This window comes from Moraxella nasibovis (assembly GCF_029581575.1).
Taxonomy (GTDB): Bacteria; Pseudomonadota; Gammaproteobacteria; order Pseudomonadales; family Moraxellaceae; genus Moraxella; species Moraxella nasibovis.
In genome coordinates, this window is sequence record NZ_CP089975.1 from 1575402 (window position 1) to 1593557 (window position 18156).

Genomic DNA, 18156 nt, shown 5'->3' on the forward strand with positions numbered 1-18156 from the left:
ACCCTAAATATCAGCAAATCAATCATGCAAACCACCAATCACAAAACCTATATCGCAACAACCTATTGTGCAAGAAATCACAAAAACAACATCTCTCTTACCTTATTAGAAGTGGCATTTGATTTATTTGACAAAAATAAACTTTGGGATACGCCTTGTACCATTTGTGGCGGTAAAATAGAGAGTATGTCAAAATCTGATTTTGAAATTACTGATGAACTTTTTAATATTTGGGCAAATAATCCTGATTATCAATTTTCAGAAGGGTTTGATGAAGATTTAGACCTTGCCGAAATGAAGTATTTACCAATGCTTTTAAGGGCGATTGATGATAAAAATTTTCCAAATTCCAAAAAGGCGGTGGTTGTCGGAGCATTGTGTGCATTATGGTATAATAATTATGAATTTCCCAAAAGCGATTATGACACACTAGAACTCAGGCAAATGCGTGAAAATAGCGAAATTTTAAAGCCCATTTTATTAGAAAGAAAAGGCATTATTTTGTATTATAAAGACTTGATGTGGGATTATATCTGGGAAGTGGTTGAAAAATTATTGTAGGCATGGTTGTTCATTTTTATAATTGATGCCACAAGCACCAGAATATACCAACATAAACCCTAACACATCGGTACAAAATTTTGTATAATAATAAAAATTAACAACTGTACACAAAAATGACCCAAACCATTCTTTCATCAAACGGCGTTCATCGCCTACACCACACTTTTTTTATCCCAACAGGCGAAATCCGTGCCACACTTCTTATCGTGCATGGCATGAGCGAACACAGTGGACGCTATGCTGAATTTGCCGAGTTTCTTACCAATCACGGCATTTTGGTGGCGACTTATGATCAGCTCGGACACGGACAGACGGTCAAGGACAAATACGAACTTGGCTTTTTTGACGAAAAACACCCAGTGCAGACGCTGTGTAAAGATGTCATCATCATGGCGGAAAAGACCAAAGAGCTTGCCCCGAATACTCCGCATTTTATCATGGGGCATTCGATGGGGTCGTTTATCACTCGGACGGTGCTGACCCACCACGCCACCAGTTTTGATGGAGTGATTTTGATGGGGACGGGCAATTCGTTTGGCGTGCTGAGTCGCTTGAGTCTGACCACTTTGGCGATGATGAATCATCTCAACCCCAAACGCCCCAACCTGCCCTTTGCCAGCTTACTTAACCATCATCTGCTGTCACAACTTCGCTCGCCCATCAGTGCATCGCCTTTTGCGTGGCTTGCCGAAAACACCAACAGCATCAAAGCCTTTGAAGCTGACCCTTTGTGCGGTTTTGCGTTTACTAATAATGGCTTTGTCGCCTTGCAAGGTCTTATCAAAAAAGCCACATCGCCCGCATGGTACGCCCACACGCCCAAAGATTTTGGTATTTTGCTTGTCAGTGGCAAGGACGACCCAGTCGGTCGCATGGGGCAAGACATCGCCGATTTGCAAGACGAACTCATCAAACACGGCAAGAGCGTTACCGCCCAACTTTATCCCAATATGCGGCACGAAATTTTGCACGAAACGGACAAAGACAAAGTCCATCAAGACATTTTGGGCTGGTTAAATCATCATATTGGCAAAATTGATTAAAACCATTGGAAATTTTGTGTTAAATCTGTGTTAAAATAGCCAAACCCCTTTAATTTCAATTTTATGATAGGAAAATTTTATGAGCATTGAACAAATCATCGAGACCGCCTTTGAAAACCGTGCCAATTTTGGTGCATCTGACTGCCCTGCCGAGATTCGCTCTGCGGTTAATGAAGTGCTTGCCAAGCTGGATTCTGGCGAGATTCGTGTTGCCGAAAAAATTGATGGCGAGTGGGTGGTACATCAATGGGTCAAAAAAGCGGTGCTTTTGTCATTCAAAATCAATGACAACCGCCCAATGGGTTCTGGCGATTTGCAATTTTTTGACAAGGTGGACAGCAAATTTGCAGGCTGGACGGCAGAAGATTTTGCCAAAGGCGGTATGCGTGTTGTGCCACCAGCGGTCGCTCGTAAAGGCTCATACATCGCCAAAAATGTGATTTTGATGCCAAGCTATGTCAATATCGGTGCGTTCGTGGACGAAGGCACGATGGTGGATACTTGGGCAACGGTCGGTAGCTGTGCCCAAATCGGCAAAAATGTGCATTTGTCAGGCGGCGTGGGCATCGGTGGCGTGTTAGAGCCACTACAAGCAAACCCAACCATCATTGAAGACAACTGCTTTATCGGTGCTCGCTCTGAAATCGTCGAAGGCGTGGTCGTAGAAGAAGGTTCGGTCATCTCAATGGGCGTGTATATCGGTCAATCCACTCGCATTTATGACCGTGAAACTGGCGAAATCCACTACGGCCGTGTGCCAGCAGGCTCGGTGGTCGTACCAGGCAACTTGCCAAGCAAAGACGGCACGCACAGCCTATATGCCGCCATCATCGTCAAAAAAGTAGATGCACAAACTCGTGCCAAAACTTCTATCAATGACCTGTTGCGTGCGGCAGAGTGATGGGCTAAAAATCATTCGCCAAACTTAAATCCATATACAGATTTGTAGGGGCTAATTGCAATTAGCCCCTACTTGTATATTTTTAAGTTTAATGGATGTAATAATAAGGCGAGCTTTTGGGTTCGTCTTTTTTATTTTTAAAATCCAATAAATCTGCTACAATGAATGAAATTACAACAAGGAAATTCCCATGATTATTGAATTTGCCACCCTACCCCCTGCCGTGCAAGCATGGGTAAAAACTTTGCCTGCCCAAGGCGATATTCATTTTGTTAAAGAAAATGACAATTTGATTATTGAAGAGCCACTTTTTGACATTGAACGAATGCAACAAGCGATTAAAGGCTGTGAAAGTAAAGAAGAAGCGTTGAAAAATGGCACGCCCATTCCAAAAGGACTTGCCAGCGATTTTGAAGCCTTTGATAAATGGATGAAAAGCCATGCAAGTTCTAATGTCTGATTGTTTTAAAGAAGTCTATCCAAAGTTTGATGATGAAATCAGACAAGCGGTGGCACGCTTTATTGACCATACAGAAAGTTATGGCATAAAAGGCTTACAAGGTCGCAATAAACCCTCAATACCATCAAATCTCCATACCAAAAAACAACTTAAAAATGCCAAATTCGCCCAAAAATATTGCCTTTGGCATTATCATTTAGGCATTCCAGAATATATTAAACAAGAGAATGGCGATTTAACCAGCGAATATATTTTGCATTATTGTTATTATGATGATTTGATTGTGTTGGTGGATATTGCAAGCCACCCACCGTTTGAATTGCCGAGTGTGGAGAAAATGGAATATTCTTAAATTTATACATTCCATTTGATAAATTTTCCCCCAAACCTGCCAATTTTTGATAAAATAGTCCGTTTTTATCTTTCTTTTTAAATTATGCCAACCCATAACCAACCTGTCAAATCCACTTTGCGCAACACCCAAATCCCCACCACTGACCCGTCCGCAGGATTAAAATTGACCGAGATTTTTTATTCCTTGCAGGGCGAAGCCTTGTCATCAGGCTTACCGACCATTTTTATTCGCCTGACAGGTTGCCCTTTGCGTTGTACTTATTGCGACACGACTTATTCTTTTACAGGCGGTGAACGCTGGGGGCTTGACGAAATTTTGAGCCACATTGCCCAATATCCGTGCAAGCGAGTCTGCGTAACGGGCGGAGAACCGCTCGCCCAGCCGAACGCCATTGCCCTGATGAAATTACTGCTTGAAAATGGCTACGAACTCTCGCTAGAAACCGCAGGGGCGTTGAGCGTGAAAGATGTGCCTTTGGCGGTGTCAAAAGTAATGGATTTAAAAACGCCAAGCTCAGGCGAGTCTGAGCGAAATTTGTGGGAAAATTTGGATTATTTGACCCCCCACGACCAGCTCAAAATCGTCATCGCTGACCGTGCCGATTATGAGTGGGCGGTGGCAAAGTTACGCCAATTTGAGCTTGATAAAAAATGCGGCGTGGTCTGGTTTTCGCCCATGTTTGAAATTGACGAGCGAAAGAGTGATGTGCCAAACATTGCCGTGCAATTAGCCGAATGGATTTTGGCGGATGGTTTGCCTGTGCGCCTGCAATTACAATTGCACAAAATCATCTGGGCGGACGCGCGGGGCAAGTAGCGATGAATAAAAGCAGTGATGAATAAAAAATACTTTTAAAACTCCATCAAGTTTGCTAAAATAACTGATTATTTTTTCAAATAACCCCAAAAGAGAGAAGTTATGGCACGAGTTACGATTGAAGATTGTCTGGATAATGTTGATAATCGCTTTGAGCTGATTTTGGTGGCAAGCAAACGAGCTCGCCAACTTGCCAAAGGCAGCGCTGAGCCTACCGTCACCGTTGAAAATGACAAGCCGACCGTTCTTGCTTTGCGTGAAGTCGCTGCTGGCAATGTCACTCGTGCCATCTTGGACGAGCCAGACGAAGAAATCGTCATCAAAGTGCCAGAATTCATGGATTTGTCAAAATTCACGCCTGCTGATTTTTGATGTCAGTCATGATTGTAGCCGCGTGATTTCATGCGGCTTTTTTTGTTAATGAAAACCATTAAAATGGCTTTATTATTGCAATCACTTGATAAAATCATCAAACAAAACCGAGCACCCACACAAGCCAAAATCTACAAGAAAATCAACCATCAGACGCATGGTCATGCGATGAAAAGGCTAAAAATAGCGCTTAATACGCTTTTTTTTAAAACACATATTAAAAACTTAATTTGTTATGAGCGTGGAGCAGCGTTTTTGATGATGTCAAAATATGGCATTGGAATTTTTAAAACTTTGCCAAACCATCATCCATCAAGTTGATTTATCATCAATCAATATAAGATGATGATAAAAATCAATAAATCCATCTATTGACAAGCATGTCAATCCTTGATATTTATAATATCTTTTTAACGCCAAGAGTATCTATGCTAGCCAATTATCGTCCGCATGACATTCCGCATCATCTGAGCCACCCTTTGGTGGATGAGTCTCGTGACAGTTTGATGCGTGCCATCAACTACCTAAGCCATGCCGAGCAAAAAGATGTGCTGCGTGCGTGTCATTTTGGTGATGTGGCGCACATTTTGGACAAGCGCAAGTCAGGCGAGCCATACATCACGCACCCCATCGCTGTGGCGGAGATTTTGGCGGGATTTCGTCTGGATAGAGACACCATCATTGCGGCGATTTTGCATGATACGGTAGAAGACACCGAAGTGACCGATGAGATGCTCACGGCAGAATTTGGCGAGACGGTCTCTCGCTTGGTGGATGGCGTCACCAAGCTAAAATCATCAAGCATGAATAAGCAGCAAAGCCAAGCCGCCACTTTTCATAAAATTCTCACCGCCACACTCATTGACCCGCGAGTACTCATCATCAAGCTCTCCGACCGCTTGCACAACATGTCCACGCTGGATGCGGTCAGCGAAGAAAAACAAAAACGCACCGCCACCGAGACGCTAAACTTCTACATCCCCTTTGCTCGCATCATGGGGCTAAACGACATCGCCGACTATATTGAGCTTTTGTGCTATCGCAATCTCAACCCAGAGATGTACACCAAATTTACCGATAAATTATTGCAACACGGCTTGGGGCGCAATTTTCAAAAAATCGAAATCAGCACTTATTTGCAAAATCTACTCAGCCATCTAAATCTACACGGTCATGTGCAAGTGCTGGACAATCGCACTTCCATGTATCGCCAATTTTTCAAAAACCGTGGGCAAATCAACCGCCTGATTCGCCAATACGACTTTGAAGTGGTGCTAGATGACATTGAATCATGTGATAAATTGGCATCGTATTTGGTGCGAAAATACGAAATCAGCAACGACCAAATCAAAGACAATATCCGTAAGCCACAAGCAGGTGGCAACCAATCACTCACGCTCATCTACGAGCGAGACTATAATCACATCAAAATCACCCTGCTCACCAAGCGAATGCAAGAAGCTGCACGCCTAGGGGTCATCAGTAGCGACAAAGGCGATGTCAGCCACTCGGTCGTGCAAGCCAGCCTGCGCAATATGCAAGACCTTGCCAACAGCGACTCAGGCGCTGATGCCAGTCAAGACAGCGAACGCTCCATCACCATCATCAATGAGCTGCTCAACTACCTGCACGAACGCAAAATCGTCTGCTACAGCCCACAAGGTCGAGCTTACGAGCTGCCCCGTGGCTCGACCGCACTTGACTTTGCTTATGCGGTTGGTCCTGCCATCGGCAACATCGCCACAGGTGCTGACATCAACGGCGAGCATGGCAAGCTAGGACTGGTGCTGGCAGATGGCGATTCTGTGAGCATTGATACGGACAAAAACGCCACGCCAAAAGCCGACTGGCTGGGCTTTGTCGCCACCAACAAAGCTCGTAGCGAGATTTTAAAATTCTTAAAACACCTGCCAGACGACCAAAAAGAACACGCTGGCAAAGAAGCGCTCATGCGTGCCTTAAAAGCCTACGATAAAGTCATCGAAGACATCAGCGATGCCGAATGGGCGGACATCTTGGCGTGGCGTGGCGTGGACAGCCAACAAGAGATTTTCATGCAGATTGCCACAGGCACACTTTTGGCGCAGTTGGTTGTTTCTAGATTATTCAGCGAAGAAGTGGACATCGCCGACGGCAATGAAATCACCCAATCCAAGCACCTACTCGCTGGCGTCAAGGGCGTGGAAGTGACCTTTGCCAAATGCTGCAACCCCATCTATGGCGATCACATTGTCGGACATCTTTCCTCTCGTCAAGGTCTGGTCATTCATCGCCACAAATGCTACTCACTGGACACCATCCGTGCCGCAAACCCTTATCAGATCATTCAGGTGAATTGGAAAGACGGCGTAAAAATCGACCACACGGCGCACCAGCTGCATTTTTCAGCCAAGCTGCGTATCTTTGCCATGCTCAACGAAGAGCAGGTCAGCCAAGCCATCTACGAACTTCGTGCCATCAATGTTGGCGTGGAAAACACCGCCATCAAAGCCGATGATAAAGACAAAAACAGCAAAGTAGGCACGACGACGCTTGATGTCGTGGTGCGCTCACGGGCACACTTAGATGACGGCATTCAAAAACTGCGTCAGATTCTCGGCTATCCAAACATCATGCGGCTGTATCAATAATCAAATCAATAACCAAGCCAAACAAAAATCGCTTGAATTGTTGGCAAGATTTCATTAAGATAATGATTTAAAATCATTAAATAGCAAACCATTTGGCAAACAAAATCATCAAGGAGCATTTATGTGCTGTAATATTGATTTAAATTCCAAAGAAGAAGCGGCTCATTTTTTGGGCAAGACAGAACCGACCATCTTGCCAAAAACCGCCGACAATGTCGCTGGCAACATCATCTACGCCAACACGCCTGCGATGAGCCTATTTGACAAAATCATCGCTCGCCTAAAAAGCGGTAAATCTTAACAATCACAAAAGTGTTGGTTGGCATTATTCAATTCATCATTTTTAAAGGACAATTCATGGCAAGACAAATCATTCATACTGACGATGCCCCTGCGGCGGTTGGTACTTATTCTCAAGCCGTCAAAATCGGCAATGTCGTCTATATCTCAGGTCAGCTTGGACTTGACCCTAAGAGCATGGAACTAAAAGAAGGTTTTGCCGCTCAAGCCGAGCAAGCCTTTGATAATCTGTCCGCCATCGCCAAAGCCGCTGGTGGTACGCTCAACGACACGGTAAAATTTAATGTCTCTTTGACTGACTTGAACGACTTTGCCAAGCTCAACGAAGTGTTCAACGCTCGTCTGTCCGCCCCATATCCTGCACGAGCTGCCGTGCAAGTCGCCGCCCTGCCTAAAGGCGGTGTGGTGGAAATTGAAGCCATTTTACACCTAGAATAATTTACACCTAGAATAATCTCACCACACACATAAAGGCTTGGATTTCAAGCCTTTATGTTTCCAACTCATCTATTCCATGCCGACCACGCTACTTCGCATCGCCCTACCAACGCCACTTTATCGCTCTTTTGACTATCTTTGTCCAAGCGATTGCTTGGTGGATCATCAGTTGCCCCAAGTCGGCTGTCGGGTGCGTGTGCCTTTTGGTCGCCAAGAGCTGGTCGGCATCATCATCGCACACATTGCCAGTAGCGACAGCGATGTGCCATTTGACAAACTAAAACCAATTTACGAATGTCTTGATGACACCGCCATCATCAGCGATGAGTTGCTACATTTGGCAAATTGGCTGTCGGCTTATTATCATTACCCTTTGGGCGAGACGCTGTCGGTCATGCTCCCAAGCCCAATCAACCAAGGCAAACCCACTGCCAAAACTTGCACCTTTTGGCAACTCATTGACGGCATTGATGACATCACCGCTCAGCAAAAACTCCCCAAAAATGCCAAAAAACAATGGCAAACTTTCCACGCCCTAAAAGACAATCCACCAAGCCTAAGCGACGCTCAAATCAAAGAGCTTGGCATCAATAAAGCCCAATTAACCGCCCTGCAAGACAAAGGGCTTATTCACGCACGCACGGACGATGGACAATTAAAAAACCCAAAAAAACCCACCCTACAAAGCACGCCACTGACGCTCAATGACGAACAACAAACAGTATTTTTGGGCATAAAAACCGCCATGGACGAGCGACAATATCGTGGCATTTTATTAAACGGCATCACAGGCTCTGGCAAGACCGAAGTGTATCTGCACGCCATGTGGCACGCCCTAGCTTTGGGCAAGCAGGTGCTGGTCTTAGTGCCTGAAATTGGGCTAACCCCACAGACCAAAGCACGATTTAGCTCACGCTTTAATGCCAATATTTGCGTTTTACACTCTGGCATGAACGATGGCGAGCGACTGCAAGGCTGGCAAGATTGTCGGTCAGGATTTGCCCAAATCATCATCGGCACACGCTCAAGCGTGCTGTATCCTTTTGATAATCTGGGCTTGATCATCATTGATGAATCCCATGATAGCTCTTATAAACAGCAAGACCATCTACGCTATCACGCCTGCGATGTGGCTTTGTGGCGTGGCTATCAGGCAGGCATTCCTGTGTTGCTTGGCACGGCGACACCCAGCCTAGAACAGCTTAAGCTCGCCCAAGACGGCAAACTTAGCGAATACAAGCTCATCAAAAGAGCAGGCAATGCCAAAAGCGCCACCATGCAGCTCATTGACATCAAGCAAGGCACCAGAAGTGTCATACAAGCAAACGGACAAGAGCAAAACACCCTATTATGCAAATCTAGCATTTGGCACATTAAAAATCGTCTGGCAAATGGTGAGCAGGTGCTGATTTTTCTTAATCGGCGTGGTTATGCCCCCATCTTGATGTGCGATGGCTGCGGCTGGCAGGCAGATTGTCCCAACTGCGATGCCCACCTGACACTGCACAAATACCCAACCAATCAGCTCAAATGCCATCATTGCGGTTTTTGTACGCACACGCCGAGCACCTGCCCTGAATGCAACAGCCAAAACCTACTAGATTTGGGGCTTGGCACGAGCAAGCTGGGCGAGCAATTACACGCCATATTCGGCAATCCACAAACCACGCCACAAACCTACCCCATCTGGCAGATTGACAAAGACACCATGCGTAAAAAAGGGGCTTGGGAGGCGATGTATGATCGCATTTTGACAGGCGAGCCTGCCATTTTGGTTGGTACACAGATGATTGCCAAAGGACATCATTTTCCCAATGTTACGCTTGTGGTTGTGGTTGATGCAGATTTGGGATTTTTATCGCCAGATTTTCGCTCGCCCGAACACACCGCACAGCGTATCATACAGGTCGCTGGGCGTGCTGGACGAGCCGACAAAACAGGCGATGTACTCATTCAAACTCGCCAACCTGACAACCCCCTACTCATCACGCTCATCAAGCACGGCTATTTGGCATTTGCTCAGATTTTGTTAAAAGAAAGACAACTACTCGGCTTACCACCCTTTACGCACGCCGCCCTAATCCGTGCCGAAAGCCCACACCAAGAACGCACTCGCACCGCCATCAGCGACATCACCAAACGACTGCCAAATTTGCCAAATCTTGCCAAAAGTGGCATGATTGACGCACCCATGAACAAAAAAAACAACCGCTATCACTCGCAGTTGCTTTTACTTGCCAAAGATAGAAAAACCTTACACACTGTGCTGTCAGAGCATTGGCAAGACATGCTCGCCCTGCCAAGCACCAAAGGTATTAAGCTGTCATTGGACATTGATCCGATGGGCTGGTGATCACATCTGCCACAGCCAAGCCAAGACAGCAATGATCATCAAATGCGCAGGATAAAACCAATAAAACACATAGCGCCCACCAAAAGACGAGCCTTTTTTACCATTAAAATAATAAATCAAAGGCACGGTCAAAAGCACGCCAAAGTGCATAAAGCCAAGCCCCACTGTCGCTTGAAAGCCATAAGTCAGCACATAAAACACAGGGCAGCCAAGCACATACGCCATCAATAGCGCTGTTGTATGGCGATAAAAATGCGCAAACAAGAGCGCCATCACAACAAGCGCAAAGCCATAGTCGGACATCTGAGCCACAGGATACAGTGCCATGATGCCAAAAAACTTGGCAAATCCATCCCAGCGACTGTGATAAATCATCAGCCCAATCAGTGCCACCAAGAGCGTAAATAGCACATTACCATGCCACAGCCCATCAAAGGACGCACCTGCCAACACCTGCTCGATGGAATGACCAAACAGCCAATAAGGCACTTGCGAGATGAGCGCAAAAAACAACAACCTACCAGCATAAGCCCTGACATCACTGCTGTAATAAAAGCCTACCACCAAAAAATAAGCCATGAGCGGTGCCACCAGCCGCCCGATGAAATGCAGTGATTCTGCCAAATAAGTACCATCGTCCAAAAAAGCCCACGCCACATGATCAGCCGTCATGGCAAGCATGGCGATACATTTGATGTCAAAAGCATTTAAGCCTTTGGTGACGGGGTTTGTGACAAGACTGTCTGGTGAATTTTTTGGTATCATACGCAGCGTTTTGGGTGGCGTTTTTTGTTGAGTGAAGTCTGGCAGCGCCACACGCTTTGCCCTGTCTCATTAAGCGTATGATAAATGATGAGCGTCTCGCCATTTAAATAGCGCACAGGGTAGCTTGCCCCAGAGACCGTCGCCACCACCGCACAGTCGGTATCGATGCCCGCCAACCGATCGACCACCACCATAGACACCCGCTGATCATCGGTGCTGACAGGCAGCGTCGTTGGGCAGGTTTTCGTGCTTTGGTAGATGTTTTGTATGCGTTTTTGCACGGCATTGGCAGAACGATGACTTTCAAAAATCACAGCTTGCTCTTGTTTTGTGGCGATGATTGGGACAAATTGCCCCACGATAATCGCCAAAAACACCCCAAAAATGGCAAAAGCCACCGACATACCAACAAGGCTTGTACCGCCTTCTTTTTTCAGATGGCGTTTTTGTTCGTCTTTTTGGGCAGGATAAAAATCCAGCGCATCAGCGATTTCACGGCGTGCCATGCGGTAATAATAAGCGTCCGCCCAGCGTGCGACCATGCTTGCCCAAAACAGCCAAACCAAGCCACCGACCACCACTCTTGCCATGATTTGATAGTTTTCTGGCAAAAAGCCAATCACCATAAATTCCAGCACCGCCAAAGCAATGGCGATATTGACCTTGATGAACGACCAACCAGCCACACAATACACAACGCAATCCAAATAGCGTTTGCGATAAAGTAGCCAGCCAAAGGTGCAAAAAAATGCCGCCCAGTGCCAGCGTGCGTGCAGTTTGCCTGCTTGATCAAATTCGTTAAAGCGTTTGAGATAATAAGACTGAGAACGCAGACCGATGAACCATTGGTCCAGTTTGGTGCGTTCGTCATTGCTAAGATTGGCACGATAAAATGGCGGCGGCGTGGTATCTTCTAAAAAAGGCAGGCGAAACATAGGCGAATTGTTAAAATGATTTGCGGTTATGGGTGGCTTGGCTTATAATGGCGTTTTTTGCATTTTACGCTTTTTTATAAGACAAATAAAGTCATGAATCAACCAAATCAACAATTTTTAGCCCCTGTGGGTGGCGACCGCCAGACTCCAGACACCGACCGTGAAGTCATCAGCGAACAAATCGCTCGCTTAGCCCAGACGCCTGAGCAATTTCGCAAAATTGACACTTTCATGAAACGCCGTACGCACATGAGTCAGGCAAGCGAGCTGGCTTTGACCGACAGCACTTATGCACCGTACATCATCAATCATGGCTTTGAGCTGGGCAAATTGGGCGATGTCAGCGGCATTCGTGATTTGCGTGCGTATTTTGCCAATACACCCAATGGTGCGGACGCCCCTTTGACGCTGGAGATTGGCTTTGGTATGGGCGACAGCTTGATTGAGATGGCGCAAAACTCGCCAGAGCGTAATTTTGTGGGTATTGAAGTGCATGAACCTGGTATTGGACGGACGGCTTTTACTTGTCATGAGCTGGGTCTTAGCAACCTAAAAGTACTTAGTGGCGATGCGATTGCACTGTTGAGCAATCTGCCTGACAATCATCTGGATACGGTGCAGCTGTATTTTCCTGACCCTTGGCAGAAAAAACGCCATTACAAACGCCGTTTTGTTACCACACATCGCATGGAAATCGTGGCACGCACGCTCAAAGTTGGCGGTGTGTTTCATGCGGCAACCGACTGGGAGCATTATGCTTTGTGGATGCTAGAAGTGTTAGAGAACATGCCTGTTTTTGACAACATGGCAGGTAAGGGTAATTTTACACCCCGTCCAGCGTTTCGCCCGCAGACGAAGTTTGAAAAGCGTGGCTTTGACTATGGGCGCAAGTCTTGGGATTTGATGTATCAAAAGACTAAAACAGCCTAAAACACCTTTGTGATAAACTTTGTGACAAACTTTGCGTTAAACAATGGCGGGCAAGACCCGTCATTTTTATTGGTAAATGCCAATCAGAGTAACAGCTCATCAGGCGGTCGAGTGGGTAGTGATAAGCACGACATCCCTACTCATTTTTAAAACGAGCGACTGACAGACGATGGTTTCACAAAATTTACACCTCTGTTATCGTTGTGAAACACGATACATCAAGTCATGGCATCGCTCATCAAAGCAGGCACAGCTTTTAACCCGCCCTCATCAGATTTTTGCCATGTTATACAAAAAACCACCGCCAGCCCTTATGGCATCTAGGCTTGAATTGATGTTAATTTTTTATCCACAAAATCTGTGGATAACTTTGTGGAAAAGACGGCATTTATCTGCCAAAAGCCAGACATATCAATGCCTATGCCGTACTTGGATAACTCACAGGACATTGTAGATAAAATTAAAAATATAAATAAAATCAATAACTTATAAAAATTTAAAATTAAATATTGACAAATCTACTTTTATAAAATATCCACCCAAAAAATCATGCAATGTTCCACAAAACCGCTCATTTTTTGCTGTGAAACCTGTGGATAAGTTTTATTCGCTATGGATTTTTACCAAAAAAGACCGTCGTCTTTATCTAAATTTTACCCCTTCATGCTCATCAAAAATACAATACAAAATACCTTAAATAAATACCTTGAATCAAGACGCACAAATTATGCTATAATGTCAAAAATCAATCATCTAATTTAGGTAATCGTATGAGTAAAGCAAAGGATACGACCGCAAGCGTCGAAGAAAACAAAGAAAAAGCCCTCAAAGCGGCACTCGCCCAAATTGAAAAAAACTTCGGCAAAAACACCATCATGTATCTGGGCGATGAGTCTGCCAAGATTGATGTGGATGTGGTCTCAACAGGCTCTTTGACATTAGACATCGCCCTTGGAATTGGCGGTCTGCCAAAGGGTCGTATCATTGAGATTTTCGGTCCGGAAAGCTCTGGTAAGACCACTTTGACACTCCAAACCATCGCTGAATGCCAAAAGCAAGGTGGTACTTGTGCATTCATCGACGCTGAACACGCCTTAGATCCCATTTATGCCAAAAAACTTGGTGTAGACATTGACAAGCTGATGGTGTCTCAGCCTGACAACGGTGAGCAAGCCCTTGAAATCGCTGACATGCTCGTGCGCTCTGGTGCGGTGGATCTGATCGTGGTGGACTCGGTAGCAGCACTGACCCCAAAAGCTGAGATCGAAGGCGAGATGGGCGACAGCCACATGGGTCTACAAGCACGCTTGATGAGCCAAGCCTTGCGTAAAATCACAGGCAACGCCAAACGCTCAAACTGCATGGTGATTTTCATCAACCAAATCCGTATGAAAATCGGCGTGATGTTCGGCAGTCCTGAGACCACCACTGGCGGTAATGCCCTAAAATTCTATGCCTCGGTCCGCCTAGACATTCGCCGTGCCGGTCAAATCAAAGAAGGCGAAGAGATCATCGGTAACGAAACCAAAGTCAAAGTCATCAAAAACAAGATGGCGCCACCGTTCCGTGAAGCTCTATTCCAAATCATGTATGGCGAAGGCATCAACCATTTGGGCGAAATCGTGGATTTGGGTGTGGACATCGGTGCCATCGGCAAATCTGGTGCGTGGTACAGCTACGGCGATGGCAAAATCGGTCAGGGCAAAGCCAACACCGTCAAATACCTTGCAGAAAATCCAGAAATCGCCCAAGAGATTGAAGCGAAAATCCGTGCCGAGAAAATGGGCAAGCCGTCATCAGCACCTGCTGGCGATGAAGCTCGCTTTGACGATGGCGAACCGCCTGAATTTGTAGAAGGCATGGAAGATGAAAATCTGTTCTAATTCAGACAAATTGCCATGACTCACATCAAAACTTTGGCAGAAATCTTGGCGGACATGGGTGAGCCTGTGTCCGCTGATTCATCTTGGTCAAACTCACCATCAAATCAGCCAACACAAAGCCAAACCAACCAACCAAACCAAACCCAAAAAACACCAAAAAGCCAAAAAAATCAGCAATCTGACAAAAAACACCTACCCAAAAAAGGCACCCAAACCAAGCCTAAGCCATCAAGCATTGGCACACTACTTGGAACATCAACGCACATTTTGGACGAGCGAACGGCTGTCGCCCTACAAAATGTCGCCATTGAACCCATTTACCAAAATGACAAAGCCATCAATTATATGCGCTGGCTGGCGTTTTATTATTTGTCCAATCGTGAATTATCACAAAAACAGCTCCGCCAAAAACTACTGGACAAAGAATGCGACCCACAGATGGTTGATGAGCTAATCACAGAATTTGCCCAAAAAAACTACCAATCCGATGAACGCTGTGCTTTCATGCTGATTCGTGAAGGGGTGCGGCGTGGGCGTGGCAAGCACCACATCGCCCAAAGCCTAAAAACCGCCGGCATTAACCTGCCATATTCCCTAGACGAGCTGATACAGATGGCGGACATCACAAGCCTAAGTGACGGCACGATTTTGGCAGACGATGATGACAAGCCAGAACACATCAACTGGCTAAAACTTGCCGTAGAAGCTCGCTGTAAAAAATACGGCAACCATCTACCCACCGACCAAAAACAAAAGGCTCGTCAGTTGCGATTTTTGCAGTATCGGGGGTTTGAGATGAGCGTGTGCTTTGATGCGCTCAAATACACACTGGACGACATGGACGAGCTGGATTTTGTTTGATGATTGGACTTAGGTTTATGCCTACCGAATGGCAAAATTACCACAAAATTTTGTGATGTCGTAGGTTGGACTCTGCTTGCAAAACCCAACAAATTCAATGAGTTACGCCATAAATGCTGGGTTACGCTGTCGCTAAATTAGCCTACCGCGCTACCGTTGCTTTATGTTTGCAACATCATATCTGAGGATTTGCTTTCAACTCCTGAATTCTTGCATATATATCTGGATGCTCTTGTTTTAAGTTTTTCATATAGTCATCTTCACCAATCAAAGATGCGATAAATTTATCAAAAGATTGATTAATTAAAGTTGTCTTACCAGTCTCATGGTCTACAAAATAAACACAACCATATTGTTCTGTTTGTTTTAAATCAATAAAGAAATGATTACCAAAACTGTCATCAGCAAAAAACAGTTCTCTATTTTTTACATCTATAGAACAATATTCAATATTGTGTAATCCATACATATGGTGAAGCGAGGTTTCGCCATCATTATCATTTAAAGGACATATGTTATTAATAGGTTTCGCCCCATTAAAATTAAGAAGATATTCTTTATAGTCTTCTGGTATTTTTATGGCAAATTTTCTTTCAAAACTCTCAATTTGACCCATATCACATGAACCAAAAGGATTGGGCTTATGAAACATTGTTGAATCAAAAAAACTCTTCAACTGTCAGCTCTCCAAATTTGATTATTTAAATTGAACATTTCCCTTTACCCCCAATCTCTTTTGAAAATCCAAATAGCATTGGTAGCCCGTAGGCTGAGCCATTCTTGCGAAAATCCAACGAAATTAATAACTTACACCAAAAATCTTGGGTTTTACATTCGTTCAACCAAGCCTACCATGCTCACCAAATCGCTCCCATACGCCCACTTGTCCTGACTTGACTTTTGCCACCGCACCCAGCTTTCGCCACGGCATATTTTCGCCATGAAAATCACTGCCCACCGACACCAAAAGACCATGCTCGGCAATACTCCGATCAATCATCGCCCTTAGGCTGTCAGGTTCATTGTTAGGCAGCTCGCAAGCATCGCCGCCCAGATGAGCAAAGTCAGCGATGAGCTTTCGGGTGCGTGTCGCCGACAGCCCATAACGAGTCGGATGAGCCAACACCGCCAAGCCCCCACATTCATGAATCAGACGGATGGTGCGCTGCATGCTGATGGTTTCAATCGCCACATACGCCGCCTTGCCATCCGCCAGATATTTATCAAATGCCGCCTGCACACTCGGCACAAAGCCCAGCTCAAAGAGTGCTTGGGCGATGTGAGCACGCCCAATGGCTCGTGGATTGTTGCCTGCCTTGGCAAGCACCGCCTGCCACAGTCGCTCGGTTAAGTCAGGATCATCGTCCGCCAAAATCTCGCCCAATTTTTCAATGATGCGTCTGCCACGCTGATGACGACTGTCTTGCAAGGCTTGCAGGGCATCGTGCATGGCTTTTGTGTCGTCAAAATCAAGGGCGACCACATGAATGATTTTTTGTAGCTCTTTTTGCCTGCCATAACCACCAGCCAGCTCATGCGTACAGCTGATCTCCACGCCATGAATCAGCCGAACCCCCAGATTTAAAGCCACTTCTTTGGCTTCCATCACGCCTGCGATGGTGTCATGATCGGTCAAGGCAAAGGTGTCAATCCCTGCCAAATGGGCTTTTTGGATCAGCTGTGTCGGCGTATTCGTGCCGTCAGATGCCGTGCTGTGGCTGTGTAGGTCAATCATAAATCCTGTCACCGTTTGGTGCTTGGTAAGAGCGGTTGTCTTTTTGGGTTGAATTGGGTATATTTTATTTGTTATATTTTACTCGTTATTGGCGTTTTTTTAAAGCGACAATGTGGCGACATCTTGCCCTGTGTATCTGTCGCCATGTTAAGCCAAATCTTATCTCAAACCATCATTAAAATCACAACCAAATCATGAAAATACTCATCGACGCAGACGCCCTACCACTCATCGCCAAAGAGCTTATCATCAAGACGGTCAATCGCACGGGCGTACCCGCCATCTTTGTGGCAAATCACTTCATCAAGCTGCCACCATCACCACACCTGACCATGCAGGTCGTCCCGTCGGGCTTTGATGCGGCAGATGATCACATCACCGCACAGATAGTAGCAGGCGACTTGGTCATCACAAGCGACATCCCACTTGCCAATGACGCACTGCTCAAAGGCGCTAAGGTCATCAGTAGCCGTGGTGAGTCATTCACCCCAGAGAACATCAAGCCTAAGCTAAACGCCCGAGATTTCATGGAAAGTCTGCGTGGCACAGGCGTGCTCGACCCTGCCAACATGGGCGGTCAAAAACCCTACGGCGATAAAGACAAGCAAGCCTTCGCCAACGCCCTAAATCGTCTGGTGCCCCGCATCAAGCCAAATTCTTAAAATAAAATTAACTATTTATTTAAAATTTTTTGTTAAAATATGATTGATGCAGCAACAGCACTCAACGATTAAGCAAGATTAAAACACATAAAAATTGCAAAAAAACCAAGCGATTTTTGTAAAAATTTGGCATAATAACGCACACGCAACGAA

General features: G+C 45.6%; 21 protein-coding genes. 17 read left to right on the forward strand and 4 right to left on the reverse strand.

The window, feature by feature from the left end:
• Window positions 1-24: 24 nt before the first annotated feature.
• The 12 genes from LU290_RS07550 (at window position 25) to LU290_RS07605 (ending at window position 10232) form a co-directional block, all read left to right on the forward strand.
• On the forward strand, window positions 25-561 hold the full coding sequence (locus tag LU290_RS07550; RefSeq protein WP_277807995.1) for a hypothetical protein: 537 nt from the start codon (window positions 25-27) through the stop codon (window positions 559-561).
• 116 nt (window positions 562-677) lie between these two features.
• The gene (locus LU290_RS07555) at window positions 678-1607 is read left to right on the forward strand and encodes an alpha/beta fold hydrolase (protein WP_277807996.1); all 930 of its coding nucleotides are present in this window, start codon (window positions 678-680) and stop codon (window positions 1605-1607) included.
• A 79-nt stretch (window positions 1608-1686) separates the two neighbouring features.
• Entirely contained in the window at window positions 1687-2508 is an 822-nt protein-coding gene (gene dapD, locus LU290_RS07560) for a 2,3,4,5-tetrahydropyridine-2,6-dicarboxylate N-succinyltransferase (RefSeq protein ID WP_277807997.1), read from the forward strand.
• A gap of 190 nt (window positions 2509-2698) precedes the next feature.
• Window positions 2699-2968, forward strand: a complete 270-nt coding sequence (locus tag LU290_RS07565) for a hypothetical protein (protein WP_277807998.1) — start codon at window positions 2699-2701, stop codon at window positions 2966-2968.
• Window positions 2949-3320, forward strand: a complete 372-nt coding sequence (locus LU290_RS07570) for a hypothetical protein (RefSeq protein ID WP_277807999.1) — start codon at window positions 2949-2951, stop codon at window positions 3318-3320. The genes LU290_RS07565 and LU290_RS07570 overlap by 20 nt, the downstream gene beginning before the upstream one ends.
• Before the next feature lie 84 nt (window positions 3321-3404).
• Window positions 3405-4139: a 7-carboxy-7-deazaguanine synthase QueE gene (queE, locus tag LU290_RS07575; protein WP_277808000.1), complete on the forward strand. Its 735-nt coding sequence runs from the start codon at window positions 3405-3407 to the stop codon at window positions 4137-4139.
• A gap of 102 nt (window positions 4140-4241) precedes the next feature.
• Window positions 4242-4511 carry a DNA-directed RNA polymerase subunit omega gene (rpoZ, locus tag LU290_RS07580; RefSeq protein WP_277808001.1) on the forward strand — a complete coding sequence of 90 codons (270 nt, stop codon included), beginning with the start codon at window positions 4242-4244 and terminating at the stop codon, window positions 4509-4511.
• A 48-nt stretch (window positions 4512-4559) separates the two neighbouring features.
• Window positions 4560-4832, forward strand: coding sequence for a hypothetical protein (locus tag LU290_RS07585; protein ID WP_277808002.1), 273 nt, complete (start codon window positions 4560-4562; stop codon window positions 4830-4832).
• Window positions 4833-4939: 107 nt separating this feature from the next.
• Entirely contained in the window at window positions 4940-7141 is a 2202-nt protein-coding gene (locus tag LU290_RS07590) for a RelA/SpoT family protein (protein ID WP_277808003.1), read from the forward strand.
• Between the two features lie 121 nt (window positions 7142-7262).
• Window positions 7263-7442: a hypothetical protein gene (locus tag LU290_RS07595; protein ID WP_277808004.1), complete on the forward strand. Its 180-nt coding sequence runs from the start codon at window positions 7263-7265 to the stop codon at window positions 7440-7442.
• A gap of 56 nt (window positions 7443-7498) precedes the next feature.
• The gene (locus tag LU290_RS07600; RefSeq protein ID WP_277808005.1) at window positions 7499-7879 is read left to right on the forward strand and encodes a RidA family protein; all 381 of its coding nucleotides are present in this window, start codon (window positions 7499-7501) and stop codon (window positions 7877-7879) included.
• A 76-nt stretch (window positions 7880-7955) separates the two neighbouring features.
• Window positions 7956-10232, forward strand: coding sequence for a primosomal protein N' (locus LU290_RS07605; protein WP_277808006.1), 2277 nt, complete (start codon window positions 7956-7958; stop codon window positions 10230-10232).
• Here LU290_RS07605 and LU290_RS07610 read toward each other — a convergent pair whose 3' ends face one another.
• Window positions 10233-10997, reverse strand: a complete 765-nt coding sequence (locus LU290_RS07610) for a TraX family protein (protein WP_277808007.1) — start codon at window positions 10995-10997, stop codon at window positions 10233-10235. It abuts the gene before it with no gap.
• Window positions 10994-11932: a DUF2628 domain-containing protein gene (locus LU290_RS07615; RefSeq protein WP_277808008.1), complete on the reverse strand. Its 939-nt coding sequence runs from the start codon at window positions 11930-11932 to the stop codon at window positions 10994-10996. Before LU290_RS07615 ends, LU290_RS07610 begins: the two co-directional genes overlap by 4 nt.
• Before the next feature lie 93 nt (window positions 11933-12025).
• Here LU290_RS07615 and trmB point away from each other — a divergent pair, with 93 nt between their 5' ends.
• The 4 genes from trmB to LU290_RS07635 all read left to right on the forward strand — a co-directional run bounded on the left by trmB (window position 12026) and on the right by LU290_RS07635 (window position 15606).
• Window positions 12026-12862 (forward strand): tRNA (guanosine(46)-N7)-methyltransferase TrmB, encoded by an 837-nt coding sequence (trmB, locus tag LU290_RS07620; protein ID WP_306417081.1) that lies wholly within the window; start codon window positions 12026-12028, stop codon window positions 12860-12862.
• A 21-nt stretch (window positions 12863-12883) separates the two neighbouring features.
• Window positions 12884-13012 carry a hypothetical protein gene (locus LU290_RS07625; RefSeq protein ID WP_277808009.1) on the forward strand — a complete coding sequence of 43 codons (129 nt, stop codon included), beginning with the start codon at window positions 12884-12886 and terminating at the stop codon, window positions 13010-13012.
• 620 nt (window positions 13013-13632) lie between these two features.
• Complete coding sequence (gene recA / locus LU290_RS07630) at window positions 13633-14745, forward strand: recombinase RecA (protein ID WP_277808010.1); 1113 nt, start codon at window positions 13633-13635, stop codon at window positions 14743-14745.
• A 15-nt stretch (window positions 14746-14760) separates the two neighbouring features.
• Window positions 14761-15606, forward strand: coding sequence for a regulatory protein RecX (locus LU290_RS07635; protein ID WP_277808011.1), 846 nt, complete (start codon window positions 14761-14763; stop codon window positions 15604-15606).
• Window positions 15607-15781: 175 nt separating this feature from the next.
• On the opposite strand, the gene LU290_RS07640 is transcribed toward LU290_RS07635, so the two are convergent.
• Both LU290_RS07640 and LU290_RS07645 read right to left on the reverse strand, forming a co-directional pair.
• A complete protein-coding gene (locus tag LU290_RS07640; RefSeq protein WP_277808012.1) occupies window positions 15782-16258 on the reverse strand; it encodes an SMI1/KNR4 family protein in 477 nt (158 codons plus the stop codon).
• Between the two features lie 186 nt (window positions 16259-16444).
• A complete protein-coding gene (locus LU290_RS07645) occupies window positions 16445-17341 on the reverse strand; it encodes a PHP domain-containing protein (protein WP_277808013.1) in 897 nt (298 codons plus the stop codon).
• A gap of 194 nt (window positions 17342-17535) precedes the next feature.
• On the opposite strand from LU290_RS07645, the gene LU290_RS07650 reads away from it, so the two are divergent.
• Window positions 17536-18003 carry a YaiI/YqxD family protein gene (locus LU290_RS07650; protein WP_277808014.1) on the forward strand — a complete coding sequence of 156 codons (468 nt, stop codon included), beginning with the start codon at window positions 17536-17538 and terminating at the stop codon, window positions 18001-18003.
• Window positions 18004-18156 lie beyond the last annotated feature (153 nt).

Excerpts from the sequence above, each read along its gene's own strand:
- LU290_RS07610 (WP_277808007.1), bottom strand. The coding sequence starts at position 10,997 with ATGATACCAAAAAATTCACCAGACAGTCTTGTCACAAACCCCGTCACC.
- LU290_RS07590 (WP_277808003.1), top strand. The coding sequence starts at position 4,940 with ATGCTAGCCAATTATCGTCCGCATGACATTCCGCATCATCTGAGCCAC.
- LU290_RS07650 (WP_277808014.1), top strand. The coding sequence starts at position 17,536 with ATGAAAATACTCATCGACGCAGACGCCCTACCACTCATCGCCAAAGAG.
- dapD (WP_277807997.1), top strand. The coding sequence starts at position 1,687 with ATGAGCATTGAACAAATCATCGAGACCGCCTTTGAAAACCGTGCCAAT.
- LU290_RS07585 (WP_277808002.1), top strand. The coding sequence starts at position 4,560 with ATGAAAACCATTAAAATGGCTTTATTATTGCAATCACTTGATAAAATC.
- LU290_RS07550 (WP_277807995.1), top strand. The coding sequence starts at position 25 with ATGCAAACCACCAATCACAAAACCTATATCGCAACAACCTATTGTGCA.
- LU290_RS07635 (WP_277808011.1), top strand. The coding sequence starts at position 14,761 with ATGACTCACATCAAAACTTTGGCAGAAATCTTGGCGGACATGGGTGAG.
- LU290_RS07600 (WP_277808005.1), top strand. The coding sequence starts at position 7,499 with ATGGCAAGACAAATCATTCATACTGACGATGCCCCTGCGGCGGTTGGT.
- rpoZ (WP_277808001.1), top strand. The coding sequence starts at position 4,242 with ATGGCACGAGTTACGATTGAAGATTGTCTGGATAATGTTGATAATCGC.
- LU290_RS07555 (WP_277807996.1), top strand. The coding sequence starts at position 678 with ATGACCCAAACCATTCTTTCATCAAACGGCGTTCATCGCCTACACCAC.
- LU290_RS07605 (WP_277808006.1), top strand. The coding sequence starts at position 7,956 with ATGCCGACCACGCTACTTCGCATCGCCCTACCAACGCCACTTTATCGC.
- LU290_RS07645 (WP_277808013.1), bottom strand. The coding sequence starts at position 17,341 with ATGATTGACCTACACAGCCACAGCACGGCATCTGACGGCACGAATACG.
- LU290_RS07565 (WP_277807998.1), top strand. The coding sequence starts at position 2,699 with ATGATTATTGAATTTGCCACCCTACCCCCTGCCGTGCAAGCATGGGTA.
- trmB (WP_306417081.1), top strand. The coding sequence starts at position 12,026 with ATGAATCAACCAAATCAACAATTTTTAGCCCCTGTGGGTGGCGACCGC.
- LU290_RS07570 (WP_277807999.1), top strand. The coding sequence starts at position 2,949 with ATGCAAGTTCTAATGTCTGATTGTTTTAAAGAAGTCTATCCAAAGTTT.
- recA (WP_277808010.1), top strand. The coding sequence starts at position 13,633 with ATGAGTAAAGCAAAGGATACGACCGCAAGCGTCGAAGAAAACAAAGAA.
- LU290_RS07595 (WP_277808004.1), top strand. The coding sequence starts at position 7,263 with ATGTGCTGTAATATTGATTTAAATTCCAAAGAAGAAGCGGCTCATTTT.
- LU290_RS07615 (WP_277808008.1), bottom strand. The coding sequence starts at position 11,932 with ATGTTTCGCCTGCCTTTTTTAGAAGATACCACGCCGCCGCCATTTTAT.
- LU290_RS07640 (WP_277808012.1), bottom strand. The coding sequence starts at position 16,258 with ATGTTTCATAAGCCCAATCCTTTTGGTTCATGTGATATGGGTCAAATT.
- queE (WP_277808000.1), top strand. The coding sequence starts at position 3,405 with ATGCCAACCCATAACCAACCTGTCAAATCCACTTTGCGCAACACCCAA.